This window comes from Paraburkholderia sp. FW306-02-B, assembly GCF_058782725.1.
The window spans coordinates 2930909-2949136 of sequence record NZ_JBYSXZ010000001.1 but is presented as its reverse complement, the minus strand read 5'-3'; the positions used below and the strand labels follow the sequence as shown (position 1 = coordinate 2949136).

Annotated in this window: 14 protein-coding genes; 4 read left to right on the top strand and 10 right to left on the bottom strand. The window is 62.7% G+C overall.

The features are described 5' to 3' along the window. Window positions 1-14 precede the first annotated feature (14 nt). A complete protein-coding gene (locus AC3WOG_RS13120) occupies window positions 15-410 on the top strand; it encodes a hypothetical protein (protein ID WP_492578396.1) in 396 nt (131 codons plus the stop codon). Here AC3WOG_RS13120 and AC3WOG_RS13115 read toward each other — a convergent pair. From AC3WOG_RS13115 to AC3WOG_RS13075, 9 genes are all read right to left on the bottom strand, one after another. Next, on the bottom strand, window positions 407-1435 hold the full coding sequence (locus AC3WOG_RS13115; RefSeq protein ID WP_492578395.1) for a DUF1571 domain-containing protein: 1029 nt from the start codon (window positions 1433-1435) through the stop codon (window positions 407-409). The two genes, AC3WOG_RS13120 and AC3WOG_RS13115, sit on opposite strands and share 4 nt — an antisense overlap. Before the next feature lie 49 nt (window positions 1436-1484). Continuing rightward, a complete protein-coding gene (locus tag AC3WOG_RS13110; RefSeq protein ID WP_492578394.1) occupies window positions 1485-3266 on the bottom strand; it encodes an AMP-binding protein in 1782 nt (593 codons plus the stop codon). Between the two features lie 124 nt (window positions 3267-3390). Then, window positions 3391-4692, bottom strand: a complete 1302-nt coding sequence (locus AC3WOG_RS13105; RefSeq protein ID WP_492578393.1) for an acetyl-CoA C-acetyltransferase — start codon at window positions 4690-4692, stop codon at window positions 3391-3393. 152 nt (window positions 4693-4844) lie between these two features. Continuing rightward, on the bottom strand, window positions 4845-5756 hold the full coding sequence (locus AC3WOG_RS13100) for a MaoC/PaaZ C-terminal domain-containing protein (protein ID WP_492578392.1): 912 nt from the start codon (window positions 5754-5756) through the stop codon (window positions 4845-4847). A gap of 2 nt (window positions 5757-5758) precedes the next feature. After that, a complete protein-coding gene (locus AC3WOG_RS13095) occupies window positions 5759-7165 on the bottom strand; it encodes a 3-oxoacyl-ACP reductase (protein ID WP_492578391.1) in 1407 nt (468 codons plus the stop codon). Between the two features lie 81 nt (window positions 7166-7246). Beyond that, the gene (locus AC3WOG_RS13090; protein ID WP_492578390.1) at window positions 7247-9745 is read right to left on the bottom strand and encodes an acyl-CoA dehydrogenase; all 2499 of its coding nucleotides are present in this window, start codon (window positions 9743-9745) and stop codon (window positions 7247-7249) included. A 357-nt stretch (window positions 9746-10102) separates the two neighbouring features. After that, window positions 10103-10969 carry a TetR/AcrR family transcriptional regulator gene (locus AC3WOG_RS13085; protein WP_492578389.1) on the bottom strand — a complete coding sequence of 289 codons (867 nt, stop codon included), beginning with the start codon at window positions 10967-10969 and terminating at the stop codon, window positions 10103-10105. Window positions 10970-11332: 363 nt separating this feature from the next. Further along, complete coding sequence (locus AC3WOG_RS13080) at window positions 11333-12547, bottom strand: MFS transporter (protein ID WP_492578388.1); 1215 nt, start codon at window positions 12545-12547, stop codon at window positions 11333-11335. A gap of 423 nt (window positions 12548-12970) precedes the next feature. Beyond that, window positions 12971-14740 (bottom strand): hybrid sensor histidine kinase/response regulator, encoded by a 1770-nt coding sequence (locus tag AC3WOG_RS13075; protein WP_492578387.1) that lies wholly within the window; start codon window positions 14738-14740, stop codon window positions 12971-12973. Between the two features lie 183 nt (window positions 14741-14923). Between AC3WOG_RS13075 and AC3WOG_RS13070 the strand changes: the two genes are divergently transcribed. Further along, on the top strand, window positions 14924-15295 hold the full coding sequence (locus AC3WOG_RS13070; protein WP_492578386.1) for a response regulator: 372 nt from the start codon (window positions 14924-14926) through the stop codon (window positions 15293-15295). Window positions 15296-15553: 258 nt separating this feature from the next. Here the strand turns inward: AC3WOG_RS13070 and AC3WOG_RS13065 are convergent, their stop codons facing one another. Continuing rightward, window positions 15554-15796, bottom strand: coding sequence for a hypothetical protein (locus tag AC3WOG_RS13065; protein WP_492578385.1), 243 nt, complete (start codon window positions 15794-15796; stop codon window positions 15554-15556). 415 nt (window positions 15797-16211) lie between these two features. Between AC3WOG_RS13065 and AC3WOG_RS13060 the strand changes: the two genes are divergently transcribed. Next, window positions 16212-16742 carry an SUF system Fe-S cluster assembly regulator gene (locus AC3WOG_RS13060; RefSeq protein WP_492578384.1) on the top strand — a complete coding sequence of 177 codons (531 nt, stop codon included), beginning with the start codon at window positions 16212-16214 and terminating at the stop codon, window positions 16740-16742. Continuing rightward, entirely contained in the window at window positions 16739-18187 is a 1449-nt protein-coding gene (gene sufB / locus AC3WOG_RS13055) for a Fe-S cluster assembly protein SufB (RefSeq protein ID WP_492578383.1), read from the top strand. Before AC3WOG_RS13060 ends, sufB begins: the two co-directional genes overlap by 4 nt. The last annotated feature ends 41 nt before the right edge of the window (window positions 18188-18228 follow it).

The following is an 18228-nucleotide window of genomic DNA, read 5'->3' as shown; positions in this document are numbered from 1 at the left end:
GGCGTAACGAAGCAATGGACCGACGCACTTTCATGATGGCAGGCGCATGGTTTTCGACCGCGGCGGGCGGCGCGTGGCCGTGGCTTGCGCATGCCGCTGCTCGCCGCAATACGTTGGCGGTGGTCGACTCCACACTCGCGTCCGGCCCTGCGTTCGCGGACTACGTCGCACAATTGAACCTGCCCGCATTCGAAACGGGCGACGATATCGGCTTGCTCTGGTACACGACGCTTGCGCCGCGCCTGTCACGAACCCAGGCCTCGCTGATCGGTCTCACGCGCGCATCCGATTACTTCGTGCTCGAGCAGCTTGCAACCCGCACCGGACGCATGGTTGAGCACAGTCACGAGCAGGGCGCGGGACGCGTTGCGCATGTCGCCTTCGTGCTTGCACCGCGCCTCGCTCGCTAGAACTTGTACCCCTTGTTCTTCGGATCGAAGGTAACGTCGTCGAAAGTCTTCGGCGTGATGGTTTCGAAGACGATTTTCTCGAAGAGCTTGCCGTTGTTATCGTAAGACTCGACCGTGCGGAAATACGGGTGCCGCAGATCGAGCCCGAGCGTTTCCTTCTTCGCATAGAACTGCGGCTGGCCGGTGGGCGATTCGAAGGTGAAGGCAACCACGCGCACACCGTCGATCGTTTTCACGTCCACCTGGTTGGAGCGCGGCAGGCCGGCCTCGATGTATTTCCCGCCTTCGGCGAGGTACTGGCCGGCAATGAACTCGGTGCCGAGGTCGCGCACCTGATGGTTCGATTGCGCACGCGCCAGTATGCCGGTGGTCGACGTCCACAGCGGCATCACGTTCAGCATGCCGCCGAGGTGGCCATACATTTCGTCGCTCCGTTTGGACTCGTCATAGATGATTTCCTGGCCGGCGTGTGCACCGTCGGGCAGCCACTTCGCGTAGATTCGCAGCGGGTCGTGCGCGATGCGCACCAGCATGTGATCGGCCTTGTCGGGCCACTGGCCGTGAATGCGTTCCATACGCGACATCGTGAACTCGTAAGACGGATAGCCGTTCGGTCCTTCCTTGATGTAGCGCGGCAACGCAAGCGGATCGAGCGACTTGAATAGCGCGACCAGTTGCGCGTCGTCGAGCTTTTCCATCGCGCGGCTTTGTTGCGCGGCGCGCAGCCACTTGACCTGCTGGTCCAGCGTGAGTTTGCCGACCTGTGCCGAAGGCGTGGCCGGCGCTTTGATCGCGTTGGCGGTATCGAGCGCGGGTGGCGTGTCGTCGTTCTGCGCGAACGCGGGCATGGCCACGGCGCCCGCCACGAGTGCACTTATCACTGACACACGTAAAGATGCGGCACGTAATGACGCGCCCAGCGAAACCCCCAGCGAAGCATGCGGCACGGTGACGTCCGACGACAAACGGGCGAGGCGCATGAAGGCCGGCGAGCGGCGCGAACAGGCGGACGTGCTGTGCTTCATGAATCTCTCCGAAGGGGTAGCCTGGGGTGGCGCGGGCGCGCCTTGCCCATCAGGCAGGCTTTTGCTTCGCGAGTTCCTCGTCGCGCAGCGCGCGGCGCAGGATTTTGCCGACATTGGTTTGCGGCAGTTCGTCGCGGAACTCGACGAGTTTCGGCACCTTGTAGCCGGTCAGGTTCTTGCGGCAGTGGGCAATCACCTGTTCTTCGGTCAGCGATGCATTGCGCTTGACGATGAACACCTTCACACGTTCGCCGTGCACCGCGTCGGGCACGCCGATTGCGGCGACTTCGCGCACATCGGGATGCATCGCGATCACGTCTTCGATTTCGTTCGGGTAGACGTTGAAGCCCGACACCAGGATCATGTCCTTCTTGCGGTCGATCAGGCGGATGAAGCCGCGCGAATCCATCACGCCGATGTCGCCGGTGGCGAGCCAGCCATCGGCATCGATCGCTTTGGCGGTTTCCTCGGGACGATTCCAGTAGCCTTTCATCACCTGCGGACCCTGCACGCACAGTTCGCCCGCTTCGCCGATGTTCGCCCACGTGCCGTCGTCTTTCCTGAAACGCACTTGCGTGGACGGCGCGGGCAAACCGATCGAGCCTTCGAAATCGCGCAGATTGGTGAGATCCACCGGATTCATCGACACGATCGGCGAGCACTCGGTCAGCCCATAACCTTCGATGATCGGCTTGCCGGTGACCGCCTTGAAGCGATCGGCAACCGACTTCTGCGTGGCCATGCCGCCGGCCATCGCGAGCTTGAGGTTCGAGAAGTCGCGCTTGCAGAATTCTTCGTTTTCGAGGAACGCGTTGTAGAGCGTATTCACCGCCGTCATGCCGGTAAATTTCTCGTGACGGATGATCATCATCACGCGCTTCATGTCGCGCGGATTCGCGATCAGGATGTTGCGCCCGCCGAGTCCCATGAAGATCAGCGCGTTCACGGTCAGCGAATAGATGTGATAGAGCGGCAGCGGCGTGAGCACTGTTTCGATGTCGCCGCTCAATTGCCCTTCGGACCACGCCTTCGCCTGCAACAGGTTGGCAATGATGTTCCTGTGCGTGAGCATCGCGCCTTTGGCGACGCCGGTGGTGCCGCCGGTGTATTGCAGGAACGCGATGTCGTTGTGGGTGGGGCGAACCGGCGTCAACGGCCGCGTGTAGCCGATCGCGAGCGCTTCGAGCAGCGGCACGGCGTTCGGCAGGTTGTACTGCGGCACCATTTTCTTCACATGGCGCAGCATGAAATTGAGGAAACGCCCCTTCAGATTCAGGCCGTCGGCGAGCAGGTCGCCCAGACCCGTGACGATGACGTTCTGCACCCTGGTGCCGGGCAGCGCATCTTCGACGGTCTTCGCGAAGTTCTCGAACACGATGATGGTTTGCGCGCCGCTGTCCTTCAATTGATGCGCGAGTTCGCGCACGGTGTAGAGCGGATTGACGTTGACCACCACGGCGCCGGCTTTCAGCACGCCGAACAGCGACACCGGATACTGAAACGTGTTCGGCAGCATGATCGCGACGCGCTCACCCGGCTTCACGCCGATGCTTTGCAGATACGCGGCGAACGCCGTCGCCTTGCGGCCGAGTTCGCCATACGTCAGATTCGCGCCGACGCTCACGTATGCAACACGTTCGCGGAACTGCGCGATGCATTCGTCGAAGAACTGCACGACCGACTCGTATTTCTGGACGTCGATTTCATGCGGCACGTCCGCCGGATACGACGCGTACCAGATGCCGTCGGTGTTCGGCGAGTGATTCGCCGCACCGGATGAAGCTGCGGGTCCGGCAGCGGACGAGAGCGGGTCGTGCGTGGGTTGGGTCATCGGTCGTCTCCTGAAGCAGTGGCTTCGTATGCTTGTGTGCCGGTCTTGCGGCCGGTCATTGACGCAGTGATCAAAGCGGTCATTGAGTTGCTCATTGAATCGGTCAGTACGACGCTCGTGCGCTTCAACGTTCCAGAATCGCCACCACGCCCTGGCCGCCCGCCGCGCAGATCGAAATCAGCCCGCGCGCGGTGCCGGCCGGTTTGTCGAGTTGCGCGAGCATTTTCGCGAGGCCGGCGACGATCCGCCCGCCGGTTGCCGCAAACGGATGACCGGTGGCGAGCGAACTGCCGTTCACGTTCAACTTTGCCCGATCGATCGCCCCGAGCGGGCCCGGCAAACCGAGTTGCATGCGGCAATACTCGTCATCCTGCCACGCCGCGAGCGTGCACAGCACTTGTGCTGCGAATGCTTCGTGAATTTCGTACAGATCGAAGTCCTGCAAGCTCAGGCCGGCGCGCGCCAGCATGCGCGGCACCGCGTAGGCGGGCGCCATCAGCAGGCCTTCTTGCTTGTCGAAATAGTCGACCGCGGCGGTTTCGGACCAGCTCAAATACGCGAGTACGGGCAGGCCATGTCTGGCCGCCCAGTCTTCGCTCGCGAGCAGCACGGCGGACGCGCCGTCGGTCAGCGGGGTCGAGTTGCCGGCCGTCAGCGTGCCGGCGTCGCGATCGAAGACCGGCTTCAGGCCGGAGAGTTTTTCGAGCGTCAGGTCGGCGCGCAGATTGTTGTCGCGCGCGAGGCCGCGGTACGGCGTCATCAGATCGTTGACGAAGCCGCGCGCGTACGCCTCGGTGAGCCTGCGGTGGCTCTCATAGGCGAGCACGTCCTGCGCTTCGCGCGAGATGTTCCAGCGCTTGGCCATCAGCTCGCAATGTTCGCCCATCGAGAGCCCCGTGCGCGGCTCGCCATTGCGCGGCAGCAGCGGCTTGAAAAACATCGCGGGGCGCAGCTTGGTCAGCGCGCCGACGCGTTGCCCCGTGCTCTTGCCGCGATTCGCTTCGAGCAGGATTTTGCGCATCCGTTCGTTGACGCCGATCGGCGCGTCGGAAGTCGTATCGACGCCGCCCGCGATCCCCACGTCGATCTGCCCGAGCGCGATCTTGTTGGCGACGAGGATCGCCGCCTCGAGACCGGTGCCGCAAGCCTGTTGCACGTCGTAGGCGGGCGTTTCCTTCGCGAGCGTGGTGGACAGCACCGATTCGCGCGTCAGATTGAAGTCGCGCGAATGCTTGATGACGGCGCCGGCGGCCACTTCGCCGAGCCGTTGGCCGTGCAGATCGTAGCGGTCGATCAGGCCTTGCAGCGTGAAAGTCAGCATGTCCTGATTCGACGCGGTCGCGTAGGCGGTGTTCGAGCGGGCAAACGGAATCCGGTTGCCGCCGATGATGGCGACGCGACGCACGGCGGGCAGCGGGTTGGACATGCTCGGCTCCTTTGGGTCGTTCTCTGGTTATTGAACGGTGCGAATGACGACTATTTCGGGTCGGTGTTCGGATCTACCTTCACTACACAACGAATTTCATGCCGCTGTCATTCCATGCTGTTACGAAGCAATGACACGAAACAGCGCGCACCTCATTGCAGCATCCACTGCATGCGGCCGCGCAAATGCGGTTTCTCTCCGGCGATATCGCGCACTTCCAGTTCGCGCTCGATCAGCGAAGGCGACGCGCTCCAGAACGACACCTCGCCAGGCAGCAGCATCGGCACTTTGAATTCCGCGCTGAGCGTGGCTTCGGCAAGCGGTTTCGGCGGTTGCAGCGCGGCGGCGGCGCGGGCCAGCGTCCACATGCCGTGTGCAATGGCGCGTGGAAAACCGAATGCTTTTGCGGACAGTGCGGTCATGTGAATCGGGTTGTAGTCGCCGGACACGCGGGCGTAGTCGCGGCCCAGTTGCGGCGGCAATTGCCAGCGGGACAGACGTCGCAACGCAGCGTGCTCGAGTTCGAGCGCGCCAAGAGGATCGCCGCTTGCCGGCACGCCGCGCTTCAGATAGACGCTGTCGCCGTCCCACACGGCTTCGCCGCGCCGGTACAGACGCGAATGCAGCACGAACGCCTGGCCCTTGTCGTGACGCAGCAGCGCGCCGAACTCGACCTCGACGCGCAGCACGTCGTTATGCGCTATCGGCCGCCGCAGCCGCACATGATTGGCCAGATGCACGAGCCCGAGCGCCGGCCACGGAAACGCCGGGTCGGTCAGCATCAGCAGATGCAGCGGGAAGGCGAGCAGATGCGGAAAAGTGAGCGGCACGCCGTGCTCGGGAATGAAACCGCACACCCGTGCGTAATGCCCGATCGCCGCCGCATCGAGCGGCGCGGCGGGGCGCACCAGGCGCAGCGCCGGCAGATGCGTAGCGCGTGCGCGTTTGACGAGACCGGACAACGCGCGCGCATACAGCTTCGCCGGCGCGGGCAGTTGCTCGATGACGACGGTTTTGGGTCGGACTGCATTCGCTGCGTGACCGCCACTAAACGGCTCGCCCATGGTCACGCTCCAATCAGACTTTGCCCGCACACGCGCACGATCTGGCCGGTCACACCTGCCGATCCTGGATGCGCGAGCCACGCGATGGTCTGCGCGACGTCGACCGGCAGGCCGCCCTGGCTCATCGAATTCATGCGGCGGCCGGCTTCGCGAATCGTCAGCGGAATCTTCGCGGTCATTTGCGTTTCGATGAAGCCCGGCGCAACCGCGTTGATCGTGATGCCGCGCTCGCGCAGATGCGGCGCCATGCTTTGCACGCGGCCGATCACACCGGCTTTCGAGGTCGCGTAATTGGTCTGCCCGAGATTGCCCGCGATGCCGCTGATCGACGACACGCCAACGATGCGTCCGCCGTCGCGCAGGATGCCGGCCGCGAGCAGCGCATCGTCGATACGTTCCTGCGCGGACAGGTTGATGTCGATCACGCTGTGCCACGCGGCGTCGGCCATTTTGGCGATGGTTTTGTCCCTGGTGATGCCGGCGTTGTGCACGACGATATCGACGCCTTGCTCATCGAGCGCCGCGGCGATCTGCGCGGGCGCTTCGGGCGCGGCGATGTCGAAGGCGAGGGCGGTGCCGTTCAGTTGCCGCATCGTCGATTCGAGCGCGTCGCGCGCCGCTGGAATGTCGATGCCGATCACATGCGCGCCTTCGGCGGCCAGCACGCCCGCAATGGCCGCGCCGATGCCGCGCGCCGCACCTGTGACGACCGCGCGGCGGCCGGCGAGCGGCTGCTTCCAGGCGAACGCCGGCACTGCATCGCCGCCGGCGCCGATGCGCACCACCTGGCCCGACACGTACGCCGAACGCGGCGACAAAAAGAACCGCAGCGTCGCTTCAATGCCGTTCTCGGCGCCTTGCTCGACATACACGAGATTCGCGGTAATGCCGCGCCGCGCTTCCTTGCCGAGAGCGCGCGTCAAGCCTTCGAGCGCGCGCTGCGCGGTCCACTGGCGCGGGCTCGCGCAGGCTTCCGGCGGCCGGCCGAGCACCACGATGCGGCCGCACTTGCCGAGCGAGCGCAACGTATCGTGAAAGAACCCGTGCAGCGGGTCGAGCTGGCTGCTGTCTTCGATACCGCTCGCGTCGAACAGCAGTGCGTTGAGCTTGCCGTGCGAGCCGGATTCGGCCGGCTCGAAGCGCCCCGTCATCAGGCCATGGCGATTCGCGAGCGGCACCCACAGTCCCGCGCTTTCGTGGGCGACGCTGGTCATACCGATACTGGCCACGAGGTTGGCGAGCGCGTCGAGCAGATGCGGCTCGTGGCCCGCGCCGATCGCCACCAGGCCGTCGAACTCGGGCTGGTCCGCGCGATAGCGGCGCAGCACTTCGGGCTTCGGCAAGCCGAGCGAGCGCGCGAGGCGCGCGCCGAACGCCGAGTTGACGAAGTTCAGATAAGAGTCGTTCATAGGGTCCGTTGCTCCGCTGGCTTCATCGGATGTGCGTCAGTGTGCATGCGTTGCGCGTAGCCGTGTGTTTTTTCTGGGCGCTCAGACCACAAGCTGCAGCGTTTTTTCGAACGCCTCCTTGCGCTTTTGCAATCCGGCCAGCATGTCGAAGTCGGCTGCGAAATCATCGACCTTCACGACTTCCGCGCCATAGCGCGCGTAGTCATCGAGAACGCGGCGGTCGTCGGCATCGATCAGGCCTTTCTGCTGCGCGGCGCTGGTCCACGCGGCCAGTTGCGGCAGGCTTTGCGGCATCGGCGGAAGCAGGCCCTGGTTGACCGCGTCGCGCAGTTTCTGGTCGATCTCGGTGAAGCGCGGGTTCAACTGGAACACCAGTTCGCCGTAGCCGAGCGCATCGACATCCGGATGCGGCACATACGAGTCCGACACGAGACGATCGCGCGCCGCGCCCGGCGTTTGCATCAACTCGGCAATCCCGGTGCCGAGCTGGTCGGACGGTTCGCGATACGGCAGGCCGAACGGAAATGCGAGCACACGCACGAGGCGCGCGGCGAAGCGGTTCGGATAATTGGCGAGCACGCCGTCGATGGCCTGCTGCGCCTGGTACAGCGAATCTTCGACGCCCCAGCGCACCAGCGGCAGATCTTCGTCCTGACGGCCTTCGTCCTCGAAACGCTTGAGCGTGGCCGAGATCAGATAAAGCTGCGACAGCACGTCGCCAAGACGCCCGGAAATGCGTTCGCGCCGTTTCAGATCGCCGCCGAGCACGAACATCGATACGTCGGCGAGCAAGGCAAAGACCGTCGAGATGCGGGTCGCCGCGCGGTAGTACGGGAGCAGCGGCGCATGCGCCGTGCGCGGCTTGGCGATGCACGCGCCGCCGGTCACGCCGTAGACGAAACTGCGCACCACGTTAGAGAGCGTGAAGCTCGCATGACCGAAGAACGCCGCATCGAAATCGCGCAGTGCTTTGGTGCGATCGGTTTCACGCGTCGCGGCCATTTCCTTGAGCACATACGGATGGCAGCGAATCGCGCCCTGGCCGAAGATGATCAGGCCGCGCGTCAGAATGTTCGCGCCTTCCACCGTGATGGAGATCGGCACCTGCTGATAGGCGCGCGCGAGGAAGTTCGACGGCCCCATGCAGATGCCCTTGCCGGCGGCGATATCCATGCCGTCGTTGATGACCATGCGGGCGCGTTCGGTGATGTGATACTTCGCGATCGCCGAAATCACCGACGGCTTTTCGCCGAGGTCCACCGCATGCGCGGACAATCTGCGTGCGGCATCCATCACATAAAGGTTGCCGCCCATGCGGCCGAGCGCTTCCTGCACGCCTTCGAATTTGCCGACGGCGGTGCGGAACTGGCGGCGTATCGCGGCGTACGCGCCGGTGCCGCGCACGGCGATCTTCGCCATGCCGACATTCGACGACGGCAGCGAAATCGCCCGGCCCGCCGCGAGGCATTCCATCAACATGCGCCAGCCGTTGCCGACTTGCGCGCGGCCGCCGATCACCCAGTCGAGTGGAATGAAGACGTCCTTGCCCGAGTTCGGACCGTTCTGGAACACCGCATTGAGCGGCCAGTGACGGCGGCCGATGTTCACGCCCGGATGGTCGGTCGGAATCAGCGCGCAGGTAATGCCGGGTTCTTCGTTGGCGCCGAGCAGATGATCGGGGTCCAGCGCGCGGAACGCGAGGCCGAGCACGGTCGCGATCGGGCCGAGTGTGATGTAGCGCTTGTCCCACGTGACGCGAAAGCCCAGTGTCTCGCAGCCTTCAAAAGTGCCTTTGCAGACGATGCCGAGGTCCGGAATCGCCGCCGCGTCGGAACCGGCGTAAGGGCTCGTCAACGCGAAGCAGGGGATGTCGTCGCCACACGCGAGGCGCGGCAGATAATGGTTTTTTTGCTCTTCGGTGCCGTAGTGCATCAGCAATTCGGCGGGCCCGAGCGAGTTCGGCACCATCACCGAAACGGCGGCGGCCGAACAGCGTGTCGCGAGCTTCATGATGACCTGCGAATGAGCGTACGCGGAGAACTGTTTGCCGCCGTATTGCTTCGGGATGATCATGCCGAGGAAGCCGTGCTCCTTGACGTACTGCCAGGTTTGCGGCGACAGGTCTTGCCACACCATGGTGGTTTCCCAATCGTTGGCGAGATCGCACAGATGCTGGCATTCCACCTCGAGAAACGATTGTTCTTCGGCGGTGAGGGTGGCCGGCCCGTAGCCGAGCAGCGTGTCCCAGTGCGGGCGGCCCGAAAACAGTTCGGCGTCCCACCAGACCGTGCCGGCTTCGATCGCGTCGCGCTCGGTCGGCGACATCTCCGGCAGGATCTTGCGGAAGATATCGAGCACCGGTTTCGTGAGCCACGTGCGGCGCAGCGGCTTGAGCGCCAGCAGCAGTGCGGGAAGGACGAACAGGACGGCCAGAACCGTTGTCGCCACCGGGCCCGCCGCACTGCTGACATGCGCCGCTGCCACCCACACGATCATCAAGGCAAGCCACCATAAAGCGCGTGCCTGAACATAGACGAGCGCAAGCGCGGCGATGACGAGCACAAGGATGAACCACGGCATGACGTTTCCTCCTGTTTCGATGGTGCGTGCGAACGCATCCACGGGGCGCGGACGGCTCGCGTTCTGTTGTCGATCTTCTACTGGCGGTTTTTGCGTCCGCCGCGTGTCGGGGGCGCTTTCTAGTCGCGTTTGCGTTGTGTCTATTGTTCGACAGCGCGGCGGCGCTTAGGTGCGGGACCTGGAGGCGCTGCTCAGGTAGGCGCCATTCATGATGTTCCGGTGCGTGCTTCGATGCCTGGTTAGACGTGTACCTGGATGTGTATTCGTATTCGAGCGCGGCTGCCGTAGCGTCGGCTCGCTTTGCCGCATAGCGCGAGTTCGTGTCCAGCTTGCGGCCGGGCCGCCCGGTGGCGGCGCTTAAGCCGTGCCATGCAACGCGTGCTGAAATGCGCTCGCGTCGACACTGCCGCCGCGATGTTCGCCGTCCGATGCGGGCGAGGCCGCCGCCGATCCGCTCGAAGCCGGCTGCGTGGCGGTCACCGCCGGGTTGGCGCATTCCGTCTGGCCTTGCTCGCCGCCATCGGTGGCGTCGCCCAGCACGGCGGCGAACGTGGCCAGTTGTGTGCCATCGGGCAGAGGCGCTTTGAGCGCGGCCACCATCAGCGAAGCGAGACGCGCGATCAGTTGCAGATCGTTCATCGACTTGCCCTGTGAGAACTCGGAAATCAGGCTGTCGGTATCGGTGCCGGCCAGTACGCCGGACAGCGCGCCGATTGCGAAGTGCAAACGCCAGCCGAGTTCTTCACGCGGCAGATGCGGCAGCGCGCGCTGGAACGCATCGAAAAAGCGCATGGCCACCGACTCGTAATGCGCGTTCAGAAAGTCGCGAATGAACGATGACGGATCGGTATAAGCGCGCCCGAGCAGCCGCAGGAACGCCTTGCCGCCCACATGCGGATCGCGCGACAGCCGCAGCGCCGGAATGAACATCGCGCCGAGCACGTGCTCGCAGGTCAAACGCGCGCCGAGCATGTCGTCGAAGCGGTCGAGCAATTTGAGCCGTTCCTGATTGAGCTGGTCGAGCCGGCGCGACAGCATCGAGTGAATCAGCGATTCCTTGCTGCCGAAGTGATAGTTGACCGCCGCGAGATTCACTTCGGCACGCGAAGTAATCTGGCGCAGCGACATGGCCTCATAGCCGCATTCGATGAACAGCGTTTCAGCGGCGTCGAGGATGCGGGACTTCGTGTCGCCGGCATGCCGGCCTGTTGTGCGAACTGCCATGTTGCGTCTCCCAGTTGCCGGGCATCCGGCCGCAAACAAGCGATTCAAATGAGTATTTGAAACAGCTGTTTTTTTCAGGATAAGAAGAATAGGGTTGGCGATCAAGGGTTCAGTGTCGATTAACTCCTCTAGAAGACCTGACGAGGGTCGGGCTGCAAACACGCGCGATACGTCGAAGCGCGCGGAAATAAAAAAGGCCGTTCCGATTGAAATCGGAACGGCCTCGTATGGCTTGTTACTTGTGTTTGGCCCTGCGTTTGTTCTGCGTTTGTTTTTTTGCTGCGTGGTGGTTCGAGCCGCCTTTGTGCCTATTGTGCCCGATAACGGGCCGGCGAAATAGCTGTTTAGTTCGAACGCTTAAAGCTACGCTACAACCTCTTTCGCCGATTGCGTCATATCGATGCCGCGGCGTTCGCGGCTGAACGGAATCAGCGCGGCGATCACCACCACCACGATGCCGATCACGACGGCCATCACCAGTGCGTAGTTGTTGCCGTGCGCTTCGGCGGCGCTCGCCTGCAGTGGACCGTTGACGGACGCGATCAGGTTGCCGAGCTGATACACGAGGCCGGGGAAGGTCGCGCGAATTTCATCGGGCGAGATTTCGTTCAGGTGCACCGGAATCACACCCCATGCACCCTGCACCGAAATCTGCATCAGGAAGGCGCCGGCCGCGAGCAGCAAAGGCGTGCTCGAGAATGCCCACAGCGGCAGCACCGGTAGCGCGATCAGCGCGGCGATGAAGATGGCGCGCTTACGGCCGATCTTCTCCGACAGCGAGCCGAAGAACAGACCGCCGCAGATCGCGCCGACGTTCAGCGTGATCGTGATCCACGACACCGTATGCGCATCGAACTGGTGTTGAACGCGCAGGAAGGTCGGATACAGATCCTGCGAGCCGTGCGAGAAGAAGTTGAACGCTGTCATCAGGACGATCGCGTACAGCGACAGTCCGACATGCTGCTTCAACGTGGCGACGAGACCCAGATGCGCTTTCTTTTCGAGCGTTTTGAACGCCGGCGACTCCGGCACGTGCGCACGGATGTACAGCACGAGCAACGCGGGCAGCACGCCGACGAAGAACATGCCGCGCCAGCCGATGTACTGATAGAAGATGCCGAACACGACCGACGCGAGCAGATAGCCGCTCGGATAACCGGCCTGCAACAGACCCGATACGAAACCGCGCGACTTCGGCGGCACGGTTTCCATCGTCAGCGCGCCGCCGACGCCCCATTCGCCACCCATCGCAATGCCGAACAGGGCGCGCAGCACGAGCAGGGTGGTCAGATTCGGCGAAAAGCCGGACAGCAATTCCAGCAACGAGAAGCACGCGATGTTGACCATCAGCGTTGGACGGCGGCCGAATTTGTCGGCGAGCCAGCCGAAAATCAATGCGCCGAGCGGACGCATCATCAGGGTAAGCATAATGCCGAAGGCAACCGCCGGGATATTCGTATTGAACTCCGCCGCGATATCTTTCAATACGAATACCATCAGAAAGAAATCGAATGCGTCGAGTGTCCAGCCCAGATAGGCGGCGATCGTGACGTTTCTCTGTTCCCGAGTCCAGCTCATTGATTGTTCTCCTGAGTCTCCGATAACCCTCGTTTGACTACGGGCGGCTGCGCAGTCCTGTATGCCCCGTAGCTTGGATTTCGAGCGAGTGTACGCCGAGTGTTAAGCGCTTGCATGAATGAACCGGCGTTTATCCGTATTAATACCTGGCGTGAATTGCGTCACGAATCTTGATGCATGCAAGATGTCGGGCGAATGTAATTATTGTATTGATTGCGTTTGTTGAGGTGTTCGCTATTTGTAATATGTATTCCGGATTAGCGCGGAGTAATCCAGTCACTTTGGCGACTAAGTCGCGCGTATGCGATAGAGGTGCCAGTCGTGGGATTCCGGTTGGCGGTGCCTCGCGCAGGCGGATATAACAGCGGCGTTCGCTAAGGTTTTTGCTTCGCGGTCAATACTTCTGACCACTGGCCGCGTGCTTCATGGACGCTCGAGGCGCAACAGCGCATCGGCGAGATCGTCGAGCGACAGCGGCTTGGTGAGATGGCAGTCAAATACGCCAGCGCCCGCCGCGAGGCGACTGGCGCCTTCGGTATAACCGGTCAATGCCACCAGCTTCGTCTGGCAGCACTGCGCGCGCAGGCGAAGCAATTGTGCAAGCTCGAGGCCGTCCATGCCGGGCATTGTGATATCGATCAGGGCAACGTCCGGCGTACATGACTCCACGATCCGAAGCGCGTCGGGTCCGCTTTCTGCCCGTTTCACCTCGTGCCCGTCGAGTTCCAGCAACGTACCCAGCGCCTCCGTCGCGTCCGCGTTGTCATCTACGAGGAGGATGCGCATCGGCGCCATCGTGCGCCTCGGGGTCATGCTGGCCTTGCCCGTGTTTTCGCAGACAATCGGGAGTCGCAGGCTGACTTCCGTCCCTTGGCCTTCACCCGCGCTTGCAATCGTGACGGTGCCGTTGTGTGCCGCCACCAGATGCTTCACGACCGCGAGACCAATGCCGAGTCCACCTTCAGCAAGCCGGCGTGCCGACGCCGACTGGGCAAACATGTCAAAGACGTGCGGCAGGAGCGACGCCGAAATGCCCGCACCATTGTCCTTGACCTTGATGATCGCGGTATCGCGCGACGAATCGTCTATCGGGGCAGTGCCGAGGTCCGGCGCCTCTACCAGCAACGTGATGTCGCCGCCGGGAGGCGTGTATTTCGCCGCATTCGACAGCAGATTCGACACAACCTGCGTGAGACGGGCGGGGTCCGCGTGAACGGTAACCGAATACGGTGGAACAGTGATGTGCAGCCGGTGCCGGTCATTGTTGACGTCGGCCTTCAGCGCCGTCACCGCGTCCGCCACGATGTCCTGGAGCAACCCATACGAGGGACGCACGGAAAGTTTGCCGTGCCTTATCCGGGACGCGTCGAGCAGGTCGCTGACGAGCCGTTTGAGTATCCGCATTTGCCTGTCGGCGATGCCCAACGCGGACAGTACGGCGGGATTGTCCGTCGCGAGCCGTCGCGCGGCCCTCAGCGCGCTGTCGATAGGGGCAATCGGATTGCGCAGTTCATGGCTCAGGGTCGCAATGAAGTCGTCCTTGCGTGCTTCGGCTAGCGCAAGCGCGTTCCTTGCCGCCTCCGCTTCGGCCGCGCGGGCTTCCGCTTCAGCTTTCGCGCGTGTGATGGTGAGCGCCGCGCAGGTGAAGTTCGCGAGGCGGGTCAGGATCCTGAGGTCCTCGGAGTCAAAAAGATGCGCGTTGTCGTGAGACATCACCCACACGGTGCCCCATGGTTCCGGTTCGCCTGGAATCGGGACGTCCAGTTCTTCGATAATTTCGGGGACAACGTGTTCCAGACAGGCATAGTGGCGTTGGGGAAACGAGAACAGTTGCCCCGCAGCCAGTTTGAGCGCAATGCCGCTCGGGCTGTCTTCATTGGGAGTTGTGGTGCCTACGGCGGCAACGCACTGACCCGAAACGGCGACCCATCTGAAAACAGGAGCGCCGCCGGTGCCGGGTTCCAGCAAGCCGATGCCCGCGCTGCCGGCCTCGCATAGATCGAGTGCCATGTCCGAGAGCGTCTGCAGCATGGCGCCATCCGAGGAGGTCAGCGCCTGCGCCAGACGATGCATCGACTCGCTTTCAGCAGCGAAGTCGGGCGGTCGATGCGCTCGCGTGCCAAGCGCTGGGGTGACCAGGGTGCCCGCGCGCCGCGCGCGGTCCGCCGCGGATTGCGCAGACGGTCCGGCCATATGGCCTCCAAGGCGAAATTTGTATTGGGATGCACGCGCAAGGGACGCCGTGCAGACTGAATTGTAGTCCTCGCGACACGAAGAGTTGGCCATGCTGCCACGCGCGATGCCGGAATGCCTGTCGGGTACGCTTATTGCGCCATCGGCTTGCTGCCCTTTTGACTTGAACGCGCGGTACCTGAATTGCCGACGGTACTTCTAGTTGATGACGATCCGAATATTCTGCGCCCCCTGCGACTACTGGTGGAGCGTGAGGGATATCGCGTGCTGACGGCGCAGAATGGCGAGGCGGCACAGGCCGTCGCCGTGATCGAGAACCCCAGTCTGATTGTGACCGACTGGATGATGCCGCACGTCGATGGCGTTGAACTGTGCCGGCGGTTGAAGGGTGACAGTGCGACGGCCGGCATTCCGGTGATCATGCTGTCGGCCGCGCTGCCGCCTCATTCGCAGGAGCCGCTATGGGACGTGCTCCTGTTGAAGCCTGCCCCGATAGCACGACTGATAGGGGCGATTCATAAGCTTCTCGACGGGTCTCTCCCGGACGCACCATGATGCACGCGTGCGTGGTGAACAGTCAGGTATGCGGAACAACAGATCGTTCGCTGTGCCGCGATGGATACCGCCAAAACCGCCGGAACCACCAGATGCAACGTGTTTCGGGACTGTGATTCGGGTCCTGTGCGGTTTCTGCAGAGGAATAGGCGAGGCGGCGTGCGGCGGTCAGATTTCTTGTGGAAGAGGCGACACGCACGCCGCAAATTTTTACACTGCATTGCAATTTGTGCACGGCACGATTCGCCGTCCAGTCAGTTATCCCCCGCGTACATAGTGGTCAGAGACCACGCGTCGTCGATGAATCCAGGCGATCGCCAGTTCGATTGCCTGATCCATCGCCTCCTGAGCCTGTCCGAAATCGCCATCGACCCCGACCGTACGTTCTTCTCCGTCCCGATCGACAATGGTCGCGGCGCCGGCAAATCGTCCACCCTTCGATACGGTCACAACCGGGTGGATGAGGCAACCGCCATATTCAATAGCGTTCCCATGTTGCATCGTGACCTCCTTCCACGGTACGCATTCATTCCCGAACCAGAAGCAGCACGCGCGCCACCCGCGTTTCGACTGGAAAAAGTCCGCGCTTCCAGCAACTCGGCGCGCGCTTCTGATCGTAGCGCTTATCACGTTCAACGACACGCTTTGCCTTGCAGGAGGCGTGCGCTCCGGGACCCCGCGCGCACAAGACCCGAGCGACGCCAGGGTTATACATATCGGCCTACACTGAATAGGAGTCGCCACTGATTCGCGGCACGACCGCCAGCTAAAAACGATAAGAACCTGCGGGGTCGACGGCGGCACTTCCCGTGCGGACGAGAGGCGAAACCGGCATCGGCCGGCCAGTTCGCCATCCGCAATAAGTGCGGGCGTAATCCGGACTGATCGGGTCCTGGTTGTGAAGGAGGGATTCCAGATGCTGCGCATGACCAAACTGGCGGATTACGGCACGGTGATCATGACCGCAATGGCGCGCGATCCCGACGCCGTCCATAGCGCGAGCAGTATCGCGGCGGCGACGGGCATCGCGATGCCCACCGTGTCAAAGGTGCTGAAGGTGTTGACGCGGGGTGGCGTGGTGGTGTCGCTGCGCGGTGTGAACGGCGGTTATCTGCTGCCGCGGCCGCCGCAGCGGATCACGCTGGCCCAGGTGATCGCCGCTGTCGACGGGCCCATCGGCATGACCGAATGCAGCACGCTGCCCGGCCTCTGTATTCAGGAGGCGGCGTGTGCGGCGCGTGCCAACTGGCTGAAGGTCAACCGCCTGATCTACGAGGCGTTGCAGCAGGTCACGATGGCAGATATGGCGGGGCCGACCTTGCGCATCGTGGATATCAGCGCGATTCGCGCGCGCAGCATCCCCAGCCAACGCGCGCGTGCGGCACCCGCGGCGCGCAAGACGATTGATGGAGCGACTAATGGGACGATTGACGGAGGTCACGCATGAGCGCATCCACAAACAGCTTCGACGAACTGATCGGTCGCGAATACCAGCATGGTTTCGTCACCGAACTGATGGCCGACGCGTTGCCGTGCGGATTGAGCGAGGACGTGATCCGGCTCATCTCCACGAAGAAAAACGAGCCGGCGTTCATGCTCGAATGGCGGCTGACAGCCTATCGGCACTGGCTCACCATGACCGAGCCGCGTTGGGCGACGATCCAGCATCCGCCGATCGACTATCAGCGCATCGTTTACTATTCCGCGCCGATGACGCAGAAGAACGGTCCGAAGAGCCTCGATGAGGTCGATCCGGCGCTGCTGCGTACTTACGAGAAACTGGGCGTGCCGCTGGCCGAACGCGAACTTCTGGCGGGCGTGGCGGTGGATGCCGTATTCGACAGCGTCTCGGTGGCCACCACGTTCCGCGAAAAGCTCGCGGAACTCGGCATCGTGTTCTGTTCGTTCTCGGATGCCGTGCAGCATCACCCCGAGCTGGTGCGGAAGTATCTCGGCTCGGTCGTGCCGTACACCGACAATTTCTTCGCCACGCTGAATTCCGCCGTGTTCAGCGACGGCTCGTTCTGCTACATCCCGCCGGGCGTGCGCTGCCCGATGGAACTGTCGACCTACTTCCGCATCAACGCGCAAAACACCGGCCAGTTCGAGCGCACGCTGATCATCGCGGATCAAGGCGCGTACGTGAGCTATCTGGAAGGCTGTACGGCGCCGATGCGCGACGAAAATCAGCTGCATGCGGCTGTCGTCGAGCTGATCGCGCTGGAAGGCGCACAGATTCGCTATTCGACCGTGCAGAACTGGTATCCGGGCGATGCGTCGGGCAAGGGCGGCATCTACAACTTCGTGACCAAGCGTGGCGACTGCCGCGAGGCGAATTCGAAGATTTCCTGGACTCAGGTGGAAACCGGCTCGGCGATCACATGGAAGTACCCGAGTGTGATTCTGCGAGGCGATAACTCGATCGGCGAATTCCACTCGGTCGCGCTGACCAATCACTATCAACAGGCCGACACCGGCACGAAGATGATTCACCTCGGCCGCAATACGCGCAGCACGATCCTGTCGAAGGGCATTTCGGCGGGCCGCGGCAAGAACGCGTATCGCGGGCTCGTGAAGATCGGCCGCGCGGCGGAGGGCGCACGCAATTACACGCAGTGCGATTCGCTGTTGCTCGGTGCGCGGTGCAGCGCCCATACGTTTCCGTATATCGAAGTCAGAAACCCGACCGCGAAAGTCGAGCATGAAGCATCGACATCGCGCATCGGCGAAGACCAGATGTTCTATTGCCGGCAGCGGGGCTTGTCTCCTGAAGATGCGGTGTCGATGATCGTCAACGGCTTCTGCAAGGAAGTTTTCAAGGAACTGCCGATGGAATTCGCAGTCGAGGCGCAGAAGCTGCTTGGCGTCAGTCTGGAAGGCAGTGTGGGCTAATTCTTACCTATTTATCCACGGCGATTCGTGAGGTAGACGAA

Coding starts and splice junctions, on each gene's coding strand:
- AC3WOG_RS13065 (WP_492578385.1), bottom strand. CDS start 15,796: ATGCAACATGGGAACGCTATTGAATATGGCGGTTGCCTCATCCACCCG.
- AC3WOG_RS13095 (WP_492578391.1), bottom strand. CDS start 7,165: ATGAACGACTCTTATCTGAACTTCGTCAACTCGGCGTTCGGCGCGCGC.
- AC3WOG_RS13115 (WP_492578395.1), bottom strand. CDS start 1,435: ATGAAGCACAGCACGTCCGCCTGTTCGCGCCGCTCGCCGGCCTTCATG.
- AC3WOG_RS13105 (WP_492578393.1), bottom strand. CDS start 4,692: ATGTCCAACCCGCTGCCCGCCGTGCGTCGCGTCGCCATCATCGGCGGC.
- AC3WOG_RS13100 (WP_492578392.1), bottom strand. CDS start 5,756: ATGGGCGAGCCGTTTAGTGGCGGTCACGCAGCGAATGCAGTCCGACCC.
- AC3WOG_RS13080 (WP_492578388.1), bottom strand. CDS start 12,547: ATGAGCTGGACTCGGGAACAGAGAAACGTCACGATCGCCGCCTATCTG.
- AC3WOG_RS13110 (WP_492578394.1), bottom strand. CDS start 3,266: ATGACCCAACCCACGCACGACCCGCTCTCGTCCGCTGCCGGACCCGCA.
- AC3WOG_RS13060 (WP_492578384.1), top strand. CDS start 16,212: ATGCTGCGCATGACCAAACTGGCGGATTACGGCACGGTGATCATGACC.
- AC3WOG_RS13085 (WP_492578389.1), bottom strand. CDS start 10,969: ATGGCAGTTCGCACAACAGGCCGGCATGCCGGCGACACGAAGTCCCGC.
- AC3WOG_RS13090 (WP_492578390.1), bottom strand. CDS start 9,745: ATGCCGTGGTTCATCCTTGTGCTCGTCATCGCCGCGCTTGCGCTCGTC.
- AC3WOG_RS13075 (WP_492578387.1), bottom strand. CDS start 14,740: ATGGCCGGACCGTCTGCGCAATCCGCGGCGGACCGCGCGCGGCGCGCG.
- sufB (WP_492578383.1), top strand. CDS start 16,739: ATGAGCGCATCCACAAACAGCTTCGACGAACTGATCGGTCGCGAATAC.
- AC3WOG_RS13120 (WP_492578396.1), top strand. CDS start 15: ATGGACCGACGCACTTTCATGATGGCAGGCGCATGGTTTTCGACCGCG.